Here is a 19,966-nt window from a genome sequence, read left to right on the forward strand (position 1 = left end):
CGCGCGCGACCTCGGGCTAAGGACTTTTCCCATGAACTCGATCACCCTGCCCCGCCCCGATGACTGGCACCTGCATCTGCGCGATGGCGCGATGCTGGAAGGTGTCGCCCCCGAAACCGCCCGCGATTTCGCCCGCGCGATCATCATGCCGAACCTCGTGCCGCCGGTGGTGCGCGGGGACGATGCCGCCGCCTATCGCGAGCGTATCCTGAAGGCGCTGCCGGAAGGGAGCGATTTCGAGCCGCTGATGACGCTCTACCTGACCGAGAAGACCGACGCGGAAGACGTGGCCAAAGCCGCAGCCTCCGGACTGGTCAAGGCGGTGAAGCTTTATCCGGCGGGCGCCACGACGAACTCCGATTCCGGTGTGCGCGATTTCGACAAGGTGCGCGGCGTGCTGGAGAAGATGGCCGAGATTGGCCTGCCGCTTTGCGTCCATGGCGAAGTGACCCGCCCCGAAGTCGACATCTTCGACCGCGAAGCCGTGTTCATCGAAACCGTGCTCGACCCGATCCGGCGCGCGACGCCCGGTTTGCGCGTGGTGATGGAGCATATCACCACCAAGGACGGTGTCGATTACGTCTCCTCGCAGGGCGAGGACATGGGCGGAACGATCACCACGCATCACCTGATCATCAACCGCAACCATATCCTCGTGGGCGGGATCAAGCCGCATTACTACTGCCTGCCGGTCGCCAAGCGCGAGACGCATCGGCTGGCGCTTGTCGCCGCCGCGACCTCGGGCAATCCGCATTTCTTCCTCGGCACCGACTCTGCGCCGCATGTCGACGCGGCCAAGGAAAGCGGCTGCGGCTGCGCGGGCTGTTTCACCGCGACCAACACGATGCCGCTTCTGGCGCATGTGTTCGAGGCCGAGGACGCTCTCGATAAACTCGAGGCCTTCGCCTCGCGCAACGGCCCCGCCTTCTACCGGCTTCCGGTCAACGAGGCGACGCTCACGCTCGAGAAGACCGACCAGCCCAACAACTGGCCCGCCAAGATCGAGACCGGCGCGGGCCCCGTCACCCTCTTCGATCCGGGTTTCCCGGTCCATTGGCATGTAAAACGCTGATCTTCGCCTTGGCGCAAATATCCCCGCCGGAGGCTCCCAGGCCCGCCGGCGGACGCTCCGCGGGGGATATTTAGACCAAGCCGAAGCCAGTCTTGATAAGGACGAGATGATGATCCCCAGCTCCTTCCCCAGCAAAGAAGAAATCGCCCGCCTGACCGCTCGGATGCTTCTGGAAATCGAAGCGGTGCATTTCAACGCCGACGAGCCCTTCACGCTCGCCTCCGGCCTGCCCTCGCCGACCTATATCGATTGCCGCAAGCTGATCTCCTTCCCGCGTATCCGCTCGACGCTGATGGATTTCCTCGCCGTGACGGTGATGCGCGAAGCCGGCTTCGAGGCGTTCGACAATATCGCGGGCGGCGAGACGGCGGGCATTCCCTTCGCCGCGATGGTGGCGGAGCGTCTGGCACTGCCGATGACCTATGTGCGCAAGAAGCCGAAGGGCTACGGGCGCAACGCGCGCATCGAAGGCGCGATGACCGAGGGCCAGCGCGTGCTCTTGGTCGAGGATCTGACGACCGATGGCGGCTCGAAGTTGAGCTTCGTCGATGCGATCCGCGACACCGGCGCGACCTGCGGCCATACCGCGGTGATCTTCTATTACGGAATCTTCCCCGAGACGGTCCCGAACCTGCGCGAGCATGGCGTCGAGCTGCATCACCTGTGCACCTGGTGGGACGTTCTGGCCGAGGCGCGCGAACAGGGCAGCTTCTCGAAAGAGACGCTCGACGAGGTCGAAGCCTTCCTGAGCGATCCGCGCCCGTGGCAGGACGCGCGCAAGGGCTGAAACGGCCCGAGATTTCTGTGGATGAAGCTGTGGATGCTCTGGGGAGCATTTTCGCCCGCGACTCTCGCTAATCGCGCCCTCTCGCGAAATGTGGTAGGTTCGGTCGCGACCGCACACTATAAATTCCGAAGACTCCGCTGAAACAGCGGGGTTTTCCCCAATCTTATCCAGATTCCTATTCTCCCCGACTGCGGTTAAAAGACCGCCTGAGGGACGGGGACACCGAGGCAGGAACATGAACGATCAGGCACAACGCCCCGATGAGGGGCAGCCCGGAAATTTGCCCGCAGAGGGCACCGCGCTGCCCCATAATATCGAAGCCGAACAGCAGCTTCTGGGTGCGATCCTCACGAATAACGACATCTTCGACCGGATCGCTTCCGTCATCAAACCGGAGCATTTCTACGAGCCGGTCCACCAGCGAATCTACGAGGTGGCGGCGGCGAAGATCCAGAAGAACGCGCTCGCCTCGCCGGTGACGCTGAAAGCCTATCTCGAGGACGATGCGGGCCTTCAGGAACTGGGCGGGCCGGCCTATCTGGCGCGTCTGGCGGGGGCGGCAATCTCGGCCTATGCGGCGCGCGACTACGCGCTGATGATCTACGAGATGGCGGTGCGGCGCGGGCTGATCGAACTGGGTCAGGATATCTCGTCGCGCGCGGGCAAACCGCAGATCGACGACGATCCGAAAGAGCAGATCGCGGCGGCCGAACAGCGGCTCTACACCTTGGCCGAAGAAGGTCAGGCGCAGAAGGGCTGGACCTCGTTCCTGTCGGCTGTGACCGAGGCCGTGCAATCGGCCAATGCCGCCTATCAGCGCGATGGCGGTCTGGCGGGCGTCTCGACGGGGCTGCGCGATCTCGACAAGAAGCTCGGTGGCTTCCACCCTTCGGATTTGCTGATCCTCGCGGGGCGTCCCTCGATGGGGAAAACCTCGCTTGCGACCAACATCGCCTTCAACATCGCCAAGGCCTACAAGAAGGGCATGCGCCACGACGGGGTCGAGGGCGCAATCGAAGGCGGCGTTGTCGGGTTCTTCTCGCTCGAGATGAGCGCGGAACAGCTGGCCGCGCGTATCTTATCCGAAGCCTCCGAAGTGCCCTCCGAGCGCATCCGGCGCGGCGACATGACGGAGAGCGAATTCCGCCGCTTCGTCGAAGCCGCGAAAGCGCTGGAGAAATGCCCGCTCTATATCGACGATACGCCCGCCCTGCCGATCGGTCAGGTCGCCGCGCGCTGCCGCCGGCTGAAGCGGACGCACGGGCTCGACGTGGTGATCGTCGACTACCTGCAGCTGCTGCGCGGCTCGGGCCGGGGCGATAACCGTGTGCAGGAGATCGGCGAGATCTCGATGGGTCTGAAGGCCATCGCGAAGGAATTGAACATCCCCGTGGTCGCGCTGTCGCAGCTGTCGCGGACGGTGGAAAGCCGCGAGGACAAGCGCCCGCAGCTTTCCGACCTTCGGGAATCCGGCTCGATCGAACAGGATGCCGACGTGGTGATGTTCGTCTATCGCGACGAATATTATCACGAACGCCTCAAGCCACCGGAAGACGACCCGAAATTCGCCGAATGGATGCAGAAGGCCGAGCGCGTGCACGGCAAGGCCGAGGTGATCCTCGGCAAGCAACGTCACGGGCCGATCGGCACGGTGGAATTGGCCTTCGAGAGCCAGTTCACGCGCTTCTCGGATCTCGCCAAGCCTTGGCAGGGCGACGGCAGCGAAGGGTTCTGATCGGGGTAGCGGGGGGCTCTGCCCCCGTCCCTTGCGGGCCTCCCCCGGGATATTTGCGCAAGCCCGAAGGACGACCTCCGAGATAGGAATAATCGAGCAGAAACGAGAAAGGGGGGCGAGCGCCCCCCTTATTTACTGTCGGTCGGTTTTGACGCGTGGTGCGCTCAGTAGAGGCCGCCTGCCGAGAGCGAGCCGAAATCGGCCTTCTTCTTCGGAATGACCTTCTGCTGACCCGTCGAGGTGGTGACCGTGGTGGAGCCCGCGTCGTCACGCTCCCCCTGCGCGAAGAGCGGCAGGTTGGAGCCCATCGCGAAGCCGCCATCGACGACCAGCGAGCCGAGGCCCGACATGTCCTGACCGGGGCGCAGATATTCGGCTTGGACGAATTCGCCGGTGGCGGAGTCGGACAGACGCTCGCCGGTATAGCGGTTGAACTTGGCCCAGGTGCCACCCGGCGGAACCTTGAACTTCGAGCCGCCGAATTCCTTGATCGCCTCGCGCATGAACTCGTTGAACACCGGGACACAGAGTGTACCGCCATAAGCGTGACGGCCCAGCGAGCGCGGGTTGTCGTAGCCCATGTAGCACGAAGCCACGATGTTCGAGCTGAAGCCGGTGAACCAGACGTCTTTCGCGTCATTCGTGGTGCCGGTCTTGCCCGCGATCGGAACCGGCAGGTCGACGCCGTAGCCGGAGCCGCGCTTCACCACGCCCTCCATCAAGGAGATCATCTGGTAGGCGGTGATCGGGTCGATGATCTGGTCGCGGTGGCTGACGATCTTCGGGCCCTGCCCCTCCGGCAGGTTCGGATCGTCGCAATTGTCGCAGCTGCGCTGGTCGTGACGGTAGATCGTGCGGCCGTAGCGGTCCTGCACGCGGTCGACCAGCGTAGGCTCCACCCGCTCGCCGCCATTGGCGAACATCGCGTAGGCCGAGATCAGGCGGAACATCGTGGTTTCCTGCGCGCCAAGCGCGTTGGCGAGGAAGCGGCGCATATGGTCGTAGACGCCGAATTTCTCCGCATAGGCGGCGACCGTGTCCATGCCGATTTCCTGCGCGATCCGGATCGTCATCAGGTTGCGCGAATGCTCCAGACCGGTGCGCATCGGCGTCGGGCCGTAATACTTGTTCGAGGCGTTCTTCGGGCGCCACATGCCCTGCGGCGTGTTCACCTCGATCGGCGCGTCGACCACGATCGTCTCGGGCGAGAAGCCGGAATCAAGCGCCGCCGCGTAGACGAAGGGTTTGAAGTTCGAGCCCGGCTGGCGCATCGCCTGCGTCGCGCGGTTATATACCGAAGCCTGATAGGAGAAGCCGCCCTGCATCGCCAACACGCGGCCGGTATTCACGTCCATCGCCATGAAGGCGCCTTCGACCTTCGGCACCTGGCGCAGCGTCCAGCGGATGAAGGAGCCGTCGCTATCGCTCGTCATCGCACGGACCTCGACCACGTCGCCGGTCTCAAGAAGGTCCTGCGCCTGCTTCGCGCGCGGACCGAGCTTGCCGTCATCTTTCAGCTTGCGCGCCCAAGTCACGTCTTCGGGCGGGATCCAGTGGCCGTCTTTGTCTTCCTCGATACCCTCGATGCCGATCCGGGCCGAACCGCCCTCGAAGCCCAGCACCACGGCCGGGTGCCATCCCTCGATGTCGCGCGGCGCCTTCGCGGTCGAGACATCGTCGAGCGCGGCGCGCCAATCGGCTTCTTTCTTCAGCTTGTCCTCGGCGATCTTCGCGCCGGTGCCGCGCCAGACGCCCTGCTCGCGGTCGTATTTCTCCAGCGCGTGCTGCAGCGCCTTCGTCGCATGGGACTGAAGATCAGGGTTCACGGTCGCGCGGATGGTCAGGCCACCGCCGAAGAATTCCTCTTCGCCAAAGCTTTTCGACAGCTGGCGGCGGATTTCGTCGGTGAAATAGTCGCGCGGCGGGAGCTGTGCGCGGAACGGGGCGTAATCGCCGTTCTGCACGGATTTCAGCGGCTTGTTCTGCTCCGCTTCCATCGTCGCCTTGTCGATGCGGCCATCCTCGTACATCCGGCGCAGCACATAGTTGCGGCGATCCACGGCGGTTTTGTAGTCGCGCACGGGATGCAGATCGGCGGGCTTCTTCGGCAGCGCCGCGAGATAGGCGGCCTCGCCCACCGTCAGATCGGCGAGCGGCTTGTTGAAATAGGTCTGCGCCGCGGCGGCGACCCCGTAGGAGTTCTGGCCGAGATAAATCTCGTTGAGATAAAGCTCGAGGATACGGTCCTTGCTCAGCACATGTTCGATGCGCGAGGACAGGATCAGTTCCTTGATCTTGCGCTCCACCGAGCGGTCCGAGGACAGAAGCAGGTTCTTCGTCACCTGTTGGGTGATCGTCGAGGCCCCGCGCACGTCGCGCCCGCCCGATTTCACGGCGGTGAACATCGCCGCGGCGATCCCGCGCGGATCGAAACCGGGGTGGATGTAGAAATTCTTGTCCTCCGCCGAGACGAACGCGCCCTTCACCCGGTCGGGAATGTCGCGGATCGGTACGAAGAGGCGGCGCTGCTCGGCGAATTCGTCAATCAGGCGGCCGTCGCCGTTATAGATGCGCGAGATGGTCTTGGGGCGGTATTGCGCAAGCTGGTCGTAGCTCGGCAGATCGCGCGAATAGATCCAGAAGATCGCCCCGATGGTGAGCGCCGCAAAGAACAGCCCGGTCACAACCCAGGAAAACACGCCGCCGATCGAGCCGAGAATGAAACGGATCACAGATACACCCCTTGCCTCGGGGCAGTTTACCCCATCGCGCCAGCCTATACATCGCGCCTTCGTGACGGTCAAAGTAATGTGCGCTCACGCTTCCGAGAAGACGCCGCATGGTCATAATCTCGCCGAATGGGCGGATGACCGCGCGTCAGACCTGGAAAAACACGCGATTACTGGCGCAAAAGCTTCGCCTCGGCGGCATCGGCCTGCGCCCAGGTCTCGACACCCTTGGTGATCGCCGCAGCCATCCGGGCGCGCCAGTCGGGGTCTTTGAGCCGCGCCCGATCGGCAGGCGACGACAGGAAACCCAGCTCCACGAGGACGGACGGAATATCGGGCGATTTCAGCACCGAGAAATTCGCGCCCTGCACCGGGCGTTTGTGCATATGCAGCCCCGCTCCCTTGATCGCGCCCGCCAGCACCTGCGACAGCCGGACCGAGCGCGGCTGCGTGTCACGCCGCGCCAGATCTACGAGGATATGGGTGATCGCATCGCCCTGCCCGTTCAGATCAACACCTGCAAGGATATCGTCGCGGTCGTGGCGCTGGACCAGCTTGCGCGTGGCCTCGGTCTCGGCGTGATCGTCGAGCCGGTAGATCGTGGAGCCCGTCGCCCGGCCTTCGGCGATGGAATCGGCATGGAGCGAGATGAAGATATCCGCCCCCGCCGCGCGCGCGACCGTCACGCGGGTCTCGAGCGGCACGAACACGTCCTGATCGCGGGTCATGACCACCTGCATCCCCGCCCGGCGCATCGCGTCGCGCAGCTGACGCGCGAAGCCGAGCACGATATCGGCCTCATGCGCGCCGCCATCCTCCGCACCCGGATCGATGCCGCCATGGCCGGGATCGAGCACGACCTTCAGCGGCCGCGTCCCATCCTGACGGCGGTGCGGCGCGGGTGTCGGCGCGGGCTGCGGCAAGTCCCAGAGCGCGGAATCGGCTGCCCCCTTGCGCGGGGTGAACTTGGCAGCGGGGACTTTTGCGAGAGTCAGCGCGATTTGCGGGTCGCCCTTGGTGCGCTCTTCGGAGCTCACGAGGCGCATCGGATGGGCCAGTTCGGCCACCATCCGCGACCAGCCGGGCCGGAACTTGCCCCAGCGCAGACCTTTGATCGCATCGCTGCCTTTCAGCAGATTTTCAGGTGGGTTGGCCCCGAAATTCAACTCGCGGAAGTCGATGACCAGCCGGTAGGGATCGGCCAGCAGAAAGGCGCGATACGGCACCGGCTGGCTGATCCCGAGCGTGATCGCGAGCTTGTCGCCGCTTTGCGCGATCTGGCTGCGCGCCGGTGCGTATTGCGCCAAGGCCGACAGATCCTGAGCCCGCGCAGGCAGAACCAGCGCGAGAGACATCGCGAGAAGAAGAATGAACCGCCCGATCATACGCGCCCCGTTTTTATGCGCTTTCGTTTTGCGGGCACTATAGCGGCCGGGTTCGCGCGGAGCAAAGGGCGAATGGGGCCGCCCTTGGCAGGGGCGACCAGCCCGGGCCGCGCCCGTCCGGCCCTCCGCTTGCGCTACGGGCGTTCGCCGGACGTCCTTCCACAGGAAGGCCGTTTGATCCGGCTCACCCCTCCCCCATGGCAGGGCGCAATGGCGATGTCACCTCGCGCATGACCAACTTGCGGGCTTGCGGGATAAAGCGCCCGGCCACCAACGATACGACGCGCCCACCCAAGGGTCGGGCGCACCCCTCATCGCAACCTCAGCGGTTCTCCATGAAGCTCCGCAGCCGTTTGATCCCCTCCGCCACCCGCTCGGGGCTTTGCGCGTAGGAGAAGCGGATGGTCTGGGCGCCGCGATGGGGGTCGAAATCCATCCCCGGCGTGACCGCCACCCCGACGCTCTCGAGGATTTCCGCGGCGAAAGCGGCGCTATCCTCGGTCAGCTCCGACACATCGGCATAGAGGTAGAACGCCCCGTCGGGCGGCGCGATCCGGGTGAAGCCCATCTTCGGCAGCTCTTCGAGCAGCATCTGCCGGCTCTGCCCGTAGCGCGCGACATTCTCGGCCATCTCGTCGAGGCTCTCGAGCGCGCCCAGAGCCGCGACCTGACTCGCATGAGGGGCGCAGATGAACATGTGCTGCGCGAGACGCTCCACGGTGCGCAGATGGCTTTCCGGCACCACCATCCAGCCCACGCGCCAGCCCGTCATCGAGAAATATTTCGAAAACGAATTGATCACGAAGACGTCGTCGCTGATCTCCAGCGCCGAGACCGCACGGCCCTCATATTGCAGCCCGTGATAGATCTCGTCCGAGATGAAAGCGATGTCGCGGGCCTGACAATGCTCGATCAGCGCCTGCAGCTCCGGCTTGCCCAGCATCGTGCCTGACGGGTTGCCCGGCGAGGCCACGATCAGCCCGGCCAGATCGTCCGGGATTTCCTCGGGCGTCGGCTGGTAGCGGTTCTGCGCCTCGGTCGGAATGCCCACCGGCTCAATCGAGAGCGCCTTGAGGATCTGGCGGTAGCTCGGATAGCCCGGCTCGCCCAGACCCACCTTGTCGCCTACGTCGAACAGGGCGGTGAAGGCCAGCTGGAACGCCCCGGAAGATCCCGAAGTGATGACCACGCGCGCGGGATCCAGATCGATGTCGTACCAACGCTTGTAGAGCTTCGCGATCCCCTCGCGCAGATAGGGCAGCCCCAGCGCAACGGTGTAGCCCATCGGTCGGCTCTCCAGCGCCTCGGCCAGACGACGCTTGGCGGCTTTCGGTGCGGAAGTTCCCGGCTGGCCCACTTCCATATGCACGATGTCGCGGCCCGCAGCCTCCGCCTCGGCTGCCATGCGCAGCACATCCATCGCGATGAACGGTTCCACCTGCCCGCGTTTCGACTGCCGCATCCTGCCAACTCCTTGCCGCTTGAGATTTCGCCCAAGGGGTTAGGCCGAAGCCGCCCGAGCGTCAATGCGCCCGCATTTCACCCTGCGCGATAACGCCCACTTGATCCCGCGCGCCCGAGCGGTCAGTTTGCTTGCGAACCAACAGGACCCGATCCAAAGGAAATGCCCATGCTCCGCACGCTTCTGGCCGCGACCGCCTTCGCCGCGCTCGCCACGGCCGCCCCGCTCACCCCGGCAGCCGCCCAGGATTTCGACTTCGCCAATATGTCCGACAGCCAGAAATCCGCATTCGGCGACGCCGTGCGCGAATATCTGATGGCGAACCCGCAGGTTCTGGTCGAGGCGATCAACGAGCTGGAGGCCAAGCAACAGGCCCAGCAGGCCGACAATGACAAGAAGCTCATCCAGACCAATGCGAAGGACATCTTCGAGGACGGTCACAGCTGGGTCGGCGGCAATCCCGACGGTGACATTACCATGGTCGAGTTCATGGATTACAAATGCACCTACTGCAAGAAAGCCTATAGCGAGGTCTCGGACCTGATCTCGAAGGACGGCAATATCCGCTTCATCGTCAAGGAATTCCCGATCCTCGGCCAGCAATCCGAACTGGCGGCGCGCTTCGCGGTGGCGACGAAGCAGATCAACGGCGACGACGCCTATGCGAAGATGCACGACACGCTGATGACCGCGCGGGGAGACCTGACCGTCGAGAGCCTGAGCCAGATCGCGAAGGATCAGGGTCTCGATCCGCAGCCGATCCTGAAGCAAATGAACGACGACTCGGTCACCGAGGTTCTGCGCCAGAACTACCAGCTGGCACAGCGCATGGCGATTTCGGGCACCCCGGCCTTCGTGATCGGCGGCCAAATGCTGCGCGGCTATGCCCCCGAAGCCGCGATGGCGAAAATGGTCGCCGAAGAGCGCCAATCCGAGTGATCCGCACCTGAAGAACGCCGTGCAAAGCCTTCTTCAGGTTAATTTTTCGAGATTGTCAGCGCCGCCCGATTCGATCACGATCCGGGCGGCGTTTTCCTTTCGTTTACCGTGACCCTCCAAAGCTTTTGCGCGTTAGACGGTCCTCGGTGGATCGCGCATCGCGGCGGCGCACCAGCGCCAGCAAGGTAAAAATGCCCCCCACATAAAAGAGCCGGCGCGATGACGCGCCGGCTCTCATGTCGCTTTCCGTCTCGGGGCCTTACGAGGCCGGGACCACGTAGACGATCGCGCGGTTGTCGGGATTCACGAAGACCGTGCGGTCGTTAATGTTGCCGTAGGCATAGGTGCTGTCGGGCACCGGCGTCAGCGTCACCACGTCCGGGACGACCTTGCCGGTCGCGACCTCGCCTTTCAGATAAACCGGTGCGACAGGGTGCTTCTCGACCCAGGTGATCGTGGTGGGTTCGGGCTTGGCGGCAGCGCCGACACCTGCGGCACCGACGAGCGCGCCGACCACGGCCCCCACGGGACCGCCCACGGCCGCGCCGGCCGCACCACCCGCGGCAGCACCGGTCAGCGCCGCGGCACCCTGAGCGTCCTTGCTGGCGTTATCGCCCGGGACCTGAATCTGGTTCACCGTCACCGATTGCGGGTTCGTCGACAGAAGCGCCATCTGGCCGTCGACCATCACACCCAGCTGGCTGGCAAGGGCATAGCCGTTCATGCCGTCATAGGTAACCTGGCAGATCGTGCCGTCGGGCAGGCAGCCTTCGACCGGAATGGTCGAGCCGGCCATCACGGTCGCAACGGTTTTCGACGACGCTTCGACCCCTGCATGGATCGTCACGTCGCCCTGCGCCGTCGCCATAAGCGGCGGGCTGGTTTCAGCAAAAGCGGTGCCGGCGATCATCGTGGTGCTGGCAGCAGCAGCGAGAATAGTAGCGAGTTTGCGGGTCATTGGACTTACCTCCGTTATTACCCTGACCGTCATCAGCGACGGCCTCTCTCCGTTTGTGGAGAGGGAAATGTGGAGGGGGCCAAATCGTTCCGCGCCCACCTCATCACGCCAGCGTGAGGTGGGGCGAATTCAGGAGGCCGGAGGCGCTTTTCCGCTTACTCGGCGGCAGCTTTCTCCGCTTCGATCTCTGCCGATTTTTTCTCAACCAATTCAACGATATGGTCGATCATGTCCGCGTTGGACTGCTTGTGATCTTGCTTGCCGGCCATGTAAACCATGCCCGATCCGGCCCCGCCGCCGGTAAAGCCGATATCGGTCATCAGCGCTTCGCCGGGACCATTCACGACGCAGCCGATGATCGACAGAGAGATCGGCGTCTTGATGTGTTCGAGCCGTTGCTCGAGCTCTGCGACGGTCGCGATCACGTCGAACCCTTGCCGCGCGCAGGACGGGCAGGAGATGATCTGCACGCCGCGGGTGCGAAGCCCGAGCGATTTCAGGATCTCGAAACCGACCTTCACCTCTTCGACCGGATCGGCCGAGAGCGAGACGCGCAGCGTGTCGCCAATGCCCATCCACAGCAGGTTGCCCAGCCCGATCGCGGATTTCACCGTGCCGGAGGTCAAGCCGCCCGCCTCGGTGATGCCAAGGTGGATCGGCGCGTCGGTGGCCTCGGCGATGCCCTGGTAGGCTGCGGCGGCGAGGAACACGTCCGACGCCTTCACCGAAATCTTGTATTCGCGGAAATCGTGATCCTCGAGAATGCGGATATGGTCCATAGCGCTCTCGACCATCGCCTCGGGGCACGGCTCGCCGTATTTCTCCAGCAGGTGCCTCTCGAGAGAGCCCGCATTCACGCCGATCCGGATCGAACAGCCGTGATCCTTTGCGGCGCGCACGACCTCGGCCACGCGCTTCTCATCACCGATATTGCCGGGATTGATGCGCAGGCAGGCAGCTCCCGCCTCCGCCGCTTCGATCGCGCGTTTGTAGTGGAAATGGATGTCGGCAACGATCGGCACCGGGCTCTCGCGGCAAATCTCGCGCAGGGCGCGGGTGCTCGATTCATCCGGGGTCGAGACACGCACGATATCCGCGCCGACATCGGCCGCGCGGATCACCTGATCGAGCGTCGCGCGCACGTCCGAGCTGTCGGTATTGGTCATCGTCTGCACCGAGATCGGCGCATCGCCCCCCACGGGGACATTGCCGACCATGATTTGACGGGACTTGCGGCGATAGATATTGCGCCACGGGCGGACCGGGTTGAGAGACATGCAAACGCTCCTTCGAGACCTCGGCTCCTGATACGCCAAGGCCCGCTGCGGTGCAACGGGCCGGGGCGGATCGTGATCTGCGGATTATTGCTGGTCGGTTGCGGCCTGCTTCGCGGCATCGCCCGCATCGGCCACGGCGATCATCTTCGCGAGATCCTTGTCCTGCGAGAGATTGGCGACCGGATAGGTCTCGTCGAGCGCAGCCGAAGACAGCTTGATGTTCTTGGTGACCTGGCCGCGCTTGCCGACCGGGCCATGCGTCACGCCGTTGACCGCGAAATAGATCGCGCCGGATTCACCCGTGCGCATCGTCGGCGGCTCTTCGAGCTTGGGCAGCACGTAGCGTTCGCCCGCATCCATGACCTTCTCGAACAGCGTCGCGCCATCGGCGGATTTGATCCGCACCCAGGACGGGCGCACGGCCAGCACGACGACGTCGGGCTGATCGGCTTCGAGCGCCTTGGCGACGGCGGATTGGATGTTGTTCTCGGGGCCCGCCGCGGAGGCGAGCTGTGTGCCTTTGGGCGCATCGTTGTTCTGCGCCAGACCGATCAGATTGGGCGTCAGGCCCGGAGCGGCTGCGCCCACCCCCTGCCCGGCCAGCGCGCCGGTCGCATTGGGGTCGATCGAGGCGATCGGCCCGTCACGCGAGACCAGCACCGGCGCGTCGAGCGCGGCCGGGCGGTAGATGCGTGCGGAGCGCTCGGGCTGGTTGACCTCGGGCAGCGTGTCATCGGCCTGCGCCATCTCCGGCCCGTCCTTGACCGAGTCGAGCGGGTCGAGATCGGCCATCACGCCGGGCGCCTGATCCACCGGGGTCAGCTGCACGCGCTGCACTTCCTGCAGCACGGTCCAGCCGCCATAGCCGATCCCGCCACCGATCAGCGCCAGCACGAAAAGCGCACCGACCGCGCGCGGTTCGATCTTGCTCCAGATCGATTCCTTGCGCGGAATGAAAGCGGGATTGGCGAGCGCCTCGGCCATGTCCTTCGGGTCGCGCTGCGGCTTGGGGCCGGAGGCGGCCTCCGACATGCCGTGGGCGGGCGAATAGCCAGCCTCGTTGCAGAAGCGCTGGAACGACCATTCCGGGTCGAGACCGAGGTAACGTGCATAGGAGCGCACATAGCCCGCGATGAAGGAGGGCGTGTCGAAAGCTTCCACATCGCAGGCTTCAATGGCCGCGATATAGGCTGCCTTGATCCGGAGTTCGCGCTGAACATCAAGGAGCGATTTGGCGAGCGTCGCCCGCTCGCCGCGCATCACATCGCCAAGACGAAGTTCGAAATCGTCAAACCCTTTGGGTTTGACTTCGTCCTCCGTCGAAGGTTTAGCCCTTCGCCCGATCATGCTGCCTGTCCCTGCCGTTTTCCCGCCTGCGTCGATTCGGAGCCAATAGCCCCTTCGATTAACAAAGGCTTATCACAAGCAAGCGAGCCGCGCACGCGCCTATGTCGCTCAGGCGCTCGCTTCGGCGCGATTTAGCTCACAGCGCGCCCAAAGCGCATCCATGCCCTTGACCAGAGCGTCAATCATACCGGTGTCGTGCACCGGCGAGGGCGTGAAGCGCAGACGTTCGGTCCCGCGCGGGACGGTCGGGAAGTTGATCGGCTGGACATAGACGCCGAACTCGTCGAGCAGCATGTCCGACAAGGCCTTGGTATGCTTGGGATCTCCGATGATCACAGGCACGATATGCGAGCCGTGGTCGATGATCGGCATACCCATGCCCTTCAGGCGCATCTTGAGAATCTTCGCGTGCAGCTGCTGCTTGTCGCGCAGCTCCTGACCGCCCTCGCCTTTCAGGAAAGCGATCGACGCGGCAGCGCCAGCCGCGACCGCCGGCGGGATGGAGGTGGTGAAGATGAAGCCCGGCGCATAGGAGCGCACCGCGTCCACCATCTTGGCCGAAGCCGCGATATAGCCGCCGAACACACCGAAAGCTTTACCCAGCGTGCCGTTGAAGATGTCGATGCGGTCCATCTCGCCCAGCTTCTCGGCGATACCGGCGCCGCGCGGGCCATACATGCCGACCGCGTGCACTTCGTCGAGATAGGTCAGCGCGCCGAATTCCTCGGCGAGGTCGCAGATGTCCGAGATCGGACCGAAATCGCCATCCATCGAATAGACCGACTCGAAAGCGATCAGCTTCGGCGCGGCGGGATCGTCTGCGGCCATCAGTTCGCGCAGATGGGCGACGTCATTGTGGCGGAAGATACGCTTGGCGCCACCGTTGCGGCGGATGCCTTCGATCATCGAGGCGTGGTTCAGCTCGTCTGAATAAATGATCAGGCCGGGGAACAGCTTGGGCAGCGTGCTCAGCGTCGCGTCATTGGCGATATAGGCCGAGGAGAAGACCAGCGCGGCCTCCTTGCCGTGCAGATCGGCGATCTCATGCTCCAGCCGCTTGTGATAGACCGTGGTGCCGGAAATGTTGCGCGTCCCACCCGAGCCTGCGCCGGTGGCGTCCAGCGCCTCGTGCATCGCCGCCAGCACAGCCGGATGCTGGCCCATGCCCAGGTAGTCATTGCCGCACCAGATGGTGATGTCCTGCTTCGATCCGTCCGGCTTGGTCCAGACGGCATGGGGGAAATTGCCCTTCTCGCGCTCGATGTCGATGAAGACGCGATAGCGGCCTTCCTCGTGCAGCTTGTCAATCGCCTGATCGAGTGCGCGGTCGTAATCCATCTTATGCTTCCCTTGCATGACTGTTCGCTGGGTCTGCCCTAGAGGGCTCCACAAAGCGCGACATTGATAAATGTCAAATTCCTCTCCCTGAAGCGTAAAAATGTCGCAGATAGTCATGAAAAGCAAACATTCACTTTTCGCAATTTGTCGCACCCTTGCGTCACCCCCTCTGGACAGTCTCGCGCGCGGCCCTAGGCTGTGGCAAAAATAAAGGAGGCCTGCATGGCACTGAACGAGGTTCTCACCGAAATCGACAATGGTCTGGACGCCGCGATGGAGCGGCTGTTCGAGTTGCTGAAAATCCGCTCGATCTCGACCGATCCGGCCTATCGCGAAGAGACCCGCGAAGCCGCGGAATGGCTCGTCAAGGAGTTGAAATCGCTTGGCTTCGACGCGGAGCTGCGCCCGACCACGGGCCATCCGATGGTGGTCGCGCATTCCAAGGGCGACGGCCCGCGCCTGCTGTTCTATGGCCACTACGACGTGCAGCCGGTGGACCCGCTGGAGCTGTGGGACACGCCCCCCTTCGAGCCGCGCATCGAGGACACCGAGAACGGCCGCGTCATCCGTGGCCGGGGGGCCTCCGACGACAAGGGTCAGCTGATGACCTTCATCGAGGCCTGCCGCGCCTACAAGGCCGTGAACGGCGAATTGCCTGGCAATCTCGTGATCTTTCTTGAAGGCGAGGAAGAATCGGGCTCGCCCTCGCTGGTGCCCTTCCTCGAGAACAACCGCGAGGAACTGACCTGCGATCTGGCGCTGATCTGCGACACCTCGATGGTCTCCCCCGGCGTGCCCTCGATTGCGGGCAGCCTGCGCGGGATGCTGAAGGACGAATTCACCCTGCACGGTCCGCGCATCGACCTGCATTCGGGCCATTACGGCGGCCCCGCGCTGAACCCGCTGCGCGAGATTTCCAAGCTGATCGCGAGCTTCCATGACGACAAGGGCCGCGTCGCCGTCGAGGGCTTCTACGAAGGCGTTCACGAAGTGCCTCAGGAGCAGCTCGAGGCCTGGAAGACCTGCGGCTTCGACGAGGAGGAATACCTTCACCACGCCGGGATGACGGTGCCGCACGGCGAAGAGGGTTACACGACGCTGGAGCAGCAATGGGCACGTCCGACGCTGGAGATCAACGGTCTCTGGGGCGGTTATCAGGGCGCGGGCTCGAAGACCGTGATTCCGGCCGAGGCGCATTGCAAGATCACCTGCCGCCTGGTGGGCGATATGGACCCCGCACATGTGCGCAAGGTTCTGCGTAAACATGTCGAGGACCGCCTGCCCGTCGATGCGCGCATCACCTGGGACAACGATCTCGATGGCGCGCCGGCCTCCGTCATGGACACCTCGCGCCCGGAATTCGAAGCCGCGCGCCAGGCACTGAGCGACGAATGGAACCGCGAGGCGGTGATCGTCGGCATGGGCGGCTCGATCCCGATCGGCTATTACTTCAAGTCGATCCTCGGCATGGATGCGATGCTCGTCGGGTTCGCCAATGACGACGACGCGATCCACTCGCCGAACGAGAAATACGACGTCAAAAGCTTCCACAAGGGGATCCGCTCCTGGGCGCGGATTCTCGACCGGATTGCGAAATAAGCCTGCGGCGAGGGCTTCGCGGCCCTCGCACAGCCGCGCTTCAGTCACCGGCCATTCGCCTCTCGCGAATGGCCGGAACCGTTTCAACTCCCGGATCGCGCCGGAGGCGGCCTCTACTGCCCGTCCCGCGCCGCCTGCACCGCCTGCATCCGCTCGGGCCATGTCGAGCGGATGAAGCCGAGGATGTCGAGGATTTCCGCATCGCTCAGCGTTCCGCCGAAACCCGGCATCCCACTCGGGAAATCGGCGACCCCACGCGCGGCCAAAGCTACCGCCCCGCCCTGCTTGACGTAATCGAACAGCAACGCGGTCTCGTGGTGCCACGTGTGGCCGGTGGCATCATGCGGCGGCGCCGGCAGAACCCCATCGGGCCCCGCCTCGCGCCAGTCCGGCTGCCCCTCAAGATCGGCGCCATGACAGCTCGCGCAATGGGTCGCGTAAAGCTGCTTGCCCCGAGCGATATCGCGCCCTTCAAGCGAGCTGGCGACCGCCGGAGACAGGGCAACGCCCCCTGTGATCGCGAGGCTGAGAAGGAATATCCGCCCCATCACGCCACCTCGATCCAGGATGTCATCCCCGCCGCCGCATGGGCTAGCATGTGACAGTGCAAAAGCCACTTGCCGGGGTTGTCGGCGGTGAAGGCGATCTCGTGGCTGCGCCCCGGGATCGTCAGCACCGTGTCGCGCATCGGGCCGAGGCTTCCATCCTCGCGCAGCTCGCGGAAATGCATTCCGTGCAGGTGCATCGCATGCGGGAAAGCGGTATCGTTGACGAAGCGCAGCCGCACCGGTTCGCCCTGCGACAGCTTCGCGAATGGCGCATCGCCGATTCCGGCCTGACCGGCCAGCGTCCAGAAATTGCCGCGCTGCATCAGGGCCTGCATCCGGTTGCGTGACATTCGGCCCATCGCGCCGCCCTCGATCTTCATCTCCAGCGGACGGGCCTGTGTCAGATCGGGCGGGTCCATGTTCGGATTGGGCGGCAGGGCCGCAGGCGGATCGCGCCGCGTTCGGCTGGCCTCGCCCGAGATCGCGAAGCCGACCTGACGCTGCCATTGCTGATCATTGCCGAGCCGCTCGATCGCGGCCTCGGCGCCATCGCTGGTCACGTCTACGATCAGGTCCACGCGCTGCGCAGGCGCGAGCACCAGTTCCTCGGGAATAGCCTCCGGCGCAGGCAGCGGCATCCCGTCGAGCGCCATCTGCCAGCCCGAAAGCCCGGTCAGGCGCAGCACGAAAATCCGCGCATTGGCGGCATTGATCAGCCGCAGGCGTAACCGTTCATGGCGCTTCGCCGTCAGGGTCAGGGCGTAATGCCCGTTGGTGCCCACGAGATTGCCGAAACGCCCGCCATGGCTGAGGTCCATCGGATGGGTGAAATCCGGCTCCAGCTGCGCAGTATCGGGGTCGAGCAGCCAATCGTCGAGCAGCAGAACCTCGTCGCGATCGACATCCGGCGCCTCCGGCTCCTCGACGATCAGCGCACCGGAGAGACCCCGCGCGACCTGCTCCATAGACTTGGTATGCGCGTGATACCAATAGGTGCCCGCGTCCGGCACACGGAAATCATAGTCGAAGGTCTGGCCGGGCGGCACGGCGTCCTGCGTCAGCCCGGCCACGCCATCCATCGCGTTGTCTATGCGGATGCCGTGCCAATGCACCGAGCTTGGCACGGCGAGCTTGTTGACGAAGCGGCGTTGCAGCCGCACGCCTTGGGCCACCCGAAGCTCCGGCCCGGGCAGCGTGCCGTCATAGGACCAGACCTCGGTCTGCGGATAGCCCTCGGGGGCGATCTGGGCCTTGGCCACCTGTGCGGTGAGCAGCGTCGGGGCGGTGGCCGCCCCTCCTGCACGCGCGGTCAGAGCAGACGCACCCATCCCGGCGAGGACGGCACGGCGGGTCAGTTGGAAGTTCCGCATCTCACTCGATCCCGTTGGCGCGCTGCAATTCGCGTACGTAAGCGACGATATTCGCGACATCGCCGCGGGTCAGGCCCTCTTGCGGGGGCATGTTGCCGAAGCGCCAATGATGCGCCCGTACCCCGGTCTGAACGGCGGCCTGAAAGGCCATGTCGCCGTGATGGGAGGGTTCGTAGATCTTGTGCACGAGGGGCGGGCCGAAGCCCATCTTGCCCGTGGCATTCGCGCCATGACAGGCGGCGCATGTCGCATCAAATGCGCGTTTGCCCATCTGGGCCTGCTCGGAGAGCGTGTTCGGCAGGGAGACAGAGACAAGCGGTTCGCCCCGTGCGGGCGCAGCCTCCGCCTCGGTCGCGGTGTCGGGCTGCAGAACGAGCCAACCGCCCGCAGCGAGGGCCGCGACGACGACGGCAGAAAGTATGTAGCGTTTCATCAGGGTATCCTGTTCGATCATGCGTCCTTTGCACGGACGCGACAGACGAGCCCCCTCGGGGGCCAGCGACGGTGTGATCGATCAGATACGGGGCGGAGGAAGGTCGAGTTGCGGCTCATGCGCCACGGGTGCGGGCGTCTCCGCAGGACGGAGCGTCATCGACAGGTCGGCGCGGCTCAGAGAGAATTCCGGCGCATGATCGAGCCCGGCAGAGACCATCATCTGGGCATGGGGACAGGACTGGTCCTGCATCGGTCCCGCATCGTGATGGGTGTCGGGACAGGCCGCACAGTCGGTCACGGCGACCATGTCCACCGCGTCCATCGCGCGTGCATGTGTCATCGCGGCAGCGGGCGCGCCCAACTGCGACAGACCGATCAAGCAGACCAGTGCGATCATCACGATATGCAGCGCTTTGCGCATGACTCTCCCGGCTTCTCCCTGCCCTCTATCTGATGGGCTCTGACGCGGCTGTCAATTCCCGCGCAGTCCCATCAGGTCGTCGAGGATCGCGCAATCGGGCGCATCGTCGCCGTGGCATTGCGCGATCAAATGTTCGAGCCGGGACTCCAACGCAGCGAGCGACGCGATCTTCTCGCGCACCGCTTCGAGGTTTTCCTGCGCCAGCGCGCGCACATCGCGGCTGGCCCGTCCCTCATCGGCGCTCAGCGCAAGAAGGCGGCGACATTCCTCGAGCGAGAACCCGAGGTGACGCGCCTGCGCCAGAAGCCGCAGCTGCTCCACGCAGCTTTCCGAGAAATCCCGGTAGCCATTGGCCCGCCGATCCGGCGAAATCAGGCCGATATCCTCGTAATAGCGGATCGTTTTGACCGGCAGCCCGGCCTGCGTCGCGGCGGTTCCGATATTCATGAGCGCGTGCCTCCTGCGACACATATAAACCTTCCAGCGGCTGGAGGCAAAAGTCACGCTCGCGTGAGAAATACGGGAACGGCGCCACGCGATCGAAGGTTGGCGTGGAAAGATCAA

General features: G+C 64.4%; 17 protein-coding genes. 5 read left to right on the forward strand and 12 right to left on the reverse strand.

Annotated elements, in window-relative coordinates:
• Window positions 1–31 precede the first annotated feature (31 nt).
• From pyrC to DEM26_RS07455, 3 genes are all read left to right on the forward strand, one after another.
• The gene (pyrC, locus tag DEM26_RS07445) at window positions 32–1,072 is read left to right on the forward strand and encodes a dihydroorotase (protein ID WP_088723306.1); all 1,041 of its coding nucleotides are present in this window, start codon (window positions 32–34) and stop codon (window positions 1,070–1,072) included.
• Window positions 1,073–1,181: 109 nt separating this feature from the next.
• Window positions 1,182–1,859, forward strand: a complete 678-nt coding sequence (locus DEM26_RS07450; RefSeq protein ID WP_075775149.1) for an orotate phosphoribosyltransferase — start codon at window positions 1,182–1,184, stop codon at window positions 1,857–1,859.
• A gap of 235 nt (window positions 1,860–2,094) precedes the next feature.
• Window positions 2,095–3,594, forward strand: a complete 1,500-nt coding sequence (locus tag DEM26_RS07455) for a replicative DNA helicase (RefSeq protein ID WP_075775079.1) — start codon at window positions 2,095–2,097, stop codon at window positions 3,592–3,594.
• Between the two features lie 164 nt (window positions 3,595–3,758).
• Here the strand turns inward: DEM26_RS07455 and DEM26_RS07460 are convergent, their stop codons facing one another.
• The 3 genes from DEM26_RS07460 to DEM26_RS07470 form a co-directional block, all read right to left on the reverse strand.
• Complete coding sequence (locus tag DEM26_RS07460) at window positions 3,759–6,326, reverse strand: penicillin-binding protein 1A (RefSeq protein WP_088723304.1); 2,568 nt, start codon at window positions 6,324–6,326, stop codon at window positions 3,759–3,761.
• A 167-nt stretch (window positions 6,327–6,493) separates the two neighbouring features.
• Window positions 6,494–7,708: an N-acetylmuramoyl-L-alanine amidase gene (locus DEM26_RS07465; protein ID WP_109172055.1), complete on the reverse strand. Its 1,215-nt coding sequence runs from the start codon at window positions 7,706–7,708 to the stop codon at window positions 6,494–6,496.
• Window positions 7,709–8,030: 322 nt separating this feature from the next.
• The gene (locus tag DEM26_RS07470; RefSeq protein ID WP_109172056.1) at window positions 8,031–9,170 is read right to left on the reverse strand and encodes a pyridoxal phosphate-dependent aminotransferase; all 1,140 of its coding nucleotides are present in this window, start codon (window positions 9,168–9,170) and stop codon (window positions 8,031–8,033) included.
• A gap of 168 nt (window positions 9,171–9,338) precedes the next feature.
• Here DEM26_RS07470 and DEM26_RS07475 point away from each other — a divergent pair, with 168 nt between their 5' ends.
• Complete coding sequence (locus tag DEM26_RS07475) at window positions 9,339–10,109, forward strand: DsbA family protein (protein WP_088718428.1); 771 nt, start codon at window positions 9,339–9,341, stop codon at window positions 10,107–10,109.
• A gap of 259 nt (window positions 10,110–10,368) precedes the next feature.
• Here DEM26_RS07475 and DEM26_RS07480 read toward each other — a convergent pair whose 3' ends face one another.
• The 4 genes from DEM26_RS07480 to hemA form a co-directional block, all read right to left on the reverse strand.
• Window positions 10,369–11,067 carry a DUF1236 domain-containing protein gene (locus DEM26_RS07480; protein ID WP_109172057.1) on the reverse strand — a complete coding sequence of 233 codons (699 nt, stop codon included), beginning with the start codon at window positions 11,065–11,067 and terminating at the stop codon, window positions 10,369–10,371.
• 155 nt (window positions 11,068–11,222) lie between these two features.
• Window positions 11,223–12,344: a flavodoxin-dependent (E)-4-hydroxy-3-methylbut-2-enyl-diphosphate synthase gene (gene ispG / locus DEM26_RS07485; RefSeq protein ID WP_075775085.1), complete on the reverse strand. Its 1,122-nt coding sequence runs from the start codon at window positions 12,342–12,344 to the stop codon at window positions 11,223–11,225.
• A gap of 84 nt (window positions 12,345–12,428) precedes the next feature.
• Complete coding sequence (locus DEM26_RS07490; protein ID WP_088726415.1) at window positions 12,429–13,691, reverse strand: helix-turn-helix domain-containing protein; 1,263 nt, start codon at window positions 13,689–13,691, stop codon at window positions 12,429–12,431.
• 108 nt (window positions 13,692–13,799) lie between these two features.
• Complete coding sequence (gene hemA / locus DEM26_RS07495) at window positions 13,800–15,029, reverse strand: 5-aminolevulinate synthase (RefSeq protein WP_075775087.1); 1,230 nt, start codon at window positions 15,027–15,029, stop codon at window positions 13,800–13,802.
• Between the two features lie 222 nt (window positions 15,030–15,251).
• Here hemA and DEM26_RS07500 point away from each other — a divergent pair, with 222 nt between their 5' ends.
• Window positions 15,252–16,628, forward strand: coding sequence for a dipeptidase (locus DEM26_RS07500; protein WP_109172058.1), 1,377 nt, complete (start codon window positions 15,252–15,254; stop codon window positions 16,626–16,628).
• A gap of 113 nt (window positions 16,629–16,741) precedes the next feature.
• Here DEM26_RS07500 and DEM26_RS07505 read toward each other — a convergent pair whose 3' ends face one another.
• The 5 genes from DEM26_RS07505 to DEM26_RS07525 form a co-directional block, all read right to left on the reverse strand.
• Window positions 16,742–17,176 carry a c-type cytochrome gene (locus DEM26_RS07505; RefSeq protein WP_088723299.1) on the reverse strand — a complete coding sequence of 145 codons (435 nt, stop codon included), beginning with the start codon at window positions 17,174–17,176 and terminating at the stop codon, window positions 16,742–16,744.
• Window positions 17,176–18,546 carry a multicopper oxidase family protein gene (locus DEM26_RS07510; protein ID WP_109172059.1) on the reverse strand — a complete coding sequence of 457 codons (1,371 nt, stop codon included), beginning with the start codon at window positions 18,544–18,546 and terminating at the stop codon, window positions 17,176–17,178. The genes DEM26_RS07505 and DEM26_RS07510 overlap by 1 nt, the downstream gene beginning before the upstream one ends.
• 1 nt (window position 18,547) lies before the next feature.
• Window positions 18,548–18,979, reverse strand: a complete 432-nt coding sequence (locus tag DEM26_RS07515) for a c-type cytochrome (protein WP_088723389.1) — start codon at window positions 18,977–18,979, stop codon at window positions 18,548–18,550.
• Window positions 18,980–19,060: 81 nt separating this feature from the next.
• Entirely contained in the window at window positions 19,061–19,402 is a 342-nt protein-coding gene (locus DEM26_RS07520; protein ID WP_109172060.1) for a hypothetical protein, read from the reverse strand.
• Between the two features lie 51 nt (window positions 19,403–19,453).
• Window positions 19,454–19,849 carry a MerR family DNA-binding protein gene (locus DEM26_RS07525; protein WP_075775092.1) on the reverse strand — a complete coding sequence of 132 codons (396 nt, stop codon included), beginning with the start codon at window positions 19,847–19,849 and terminating at the stop codon, window positions 19,454–19,456.
• Window positions 19,850–19,966 lie beyond the last annotated feature (117 nt).

Source organism: Thioclava sp. NG1, assembly GCF_003122275.1.
Taxonomy (GTDB): Bacteria; Pseudomonadota; Alphaproteobacteria; order Rhodobacterales; family Rhodobacteraceae; genus Thioclava; species Thioclava nitratireducens.

Excerpts from the sequence above, each read along its gene's own strand:
- DEM26_RS07505 (WP_088723299.1), bottom strand. The coding sequence starts at position 17,176 with ATGGGGCGGATATTCCTTCTCAGCCTCGCGATCACAGGGGGCGTTGCC.
- DEM26_RS07515 (WP_088723389.1), bottom strand. The coding sequence starts at position 18,979 with ATGAAACGCTACATACTTTCTGCCGTCGTCGTCGCGGCCCTCGCTGCG.
- DEM26_RS07480 (WP_109172057.1), bottom strand. The coding sequence starts at position 11,067 with ATGACCCGCAAACTCGCTACTATTCTCGCTGCTGCTGCCAGCACCACG.
- DEM26_RS07520 (WP_109172060.1), bottom strand. The coding sequence starts at position 19,402 with ATGCGCAAAGCGCTGCATATCGTGATGATCGCACTGGTCTGCTTGATC.
- DEM26_RS07500 (WP_109172058.1), top strand. The coding sequence starts at position 15,252 with ATGGCACTGAACGAGGTTCTCACCGAAATCGACAATGGTCTGGACGCC.
- DEM26_RS07470 (WP_109172056.1), bottom strand. The coding sequence starts at position 9,170 with ATGCGGCAGTCGAAACGCGGGCAGGTGGAACCGTTCATCGCGATGGAT.
- ispG (WP_075775085.1), bottom strand. The coding sequence starts at position 12,344 with ATGTCTCTCAACCCGGTCCGCCCGTGGCGCAATATCTATCGCCGCAAG.
- DEM26_RS07490 (WP_088726415.1), bottom strand. The coding sequence starts at position 13,691 with ATGATCGGGCGAAGGGCTAAACCTTCGACGGAGGACGAAGTCAAACCC.
- DEM26_RS07510 (WP_109172059.1), bottom strand. The coding sequence starts at position 18,546 with ATGCGGAACTTCCAACTGACCCGCCGTGCCGTCCTCGCCGGGATGGGT.
- DEM26_RS07450 (WP_075775149.1), top strand. The coding sequence starts at position 1,182 with ATGATCCCCAGCTCCTTCCCCAGCAAAGAAGAAATCGCCCGCCTGACC.
- DEM26_RS07475 (WP_088718428.1), top strand. The coding sequence starts at position 9,339 with ATGCTCCGCACGCTTCTGGCCGCGACCGCCTTCGCCGCGCTCGCCACG.
- hemA (WP_075775087.1), bottom strand. The coding sequence starts at position 15,029 with ATGGATTACGACCGCGCACTCGATCAGGCGATTGACAAGCTGCACGAG.
- DEM26_RS07525 (WP_075775092.1), bottom strand. The coding sequence starts at position 19,849 with ATGAATATCGGAACCGCCGCGACGCAGGCCGGGCTGCCGGTCAAAACG.
- DEM26_RS07465 (WP_109172055.1), bottom strand. The coding sequence starts at position 7,708 with ATGATCGGGCGGTTCATTCTTCTTCTCGCGATGTCTCTCGCGCTGGTT.
- DEM26_RS07455 (WP_075775079.1), top strand. The coding sequence starts at position 2,095 with ATGAACGATCAGGCACAACGCCCCGATGAGGGGCAGCCCGGAAATTTG.
- pyrC (WP_088723306.1), top strand. The coding sequence starts at position 32 with ATGAACTCGATCACCCTGCCCCGCCCCGATGACTGGCACCTGCATCTG.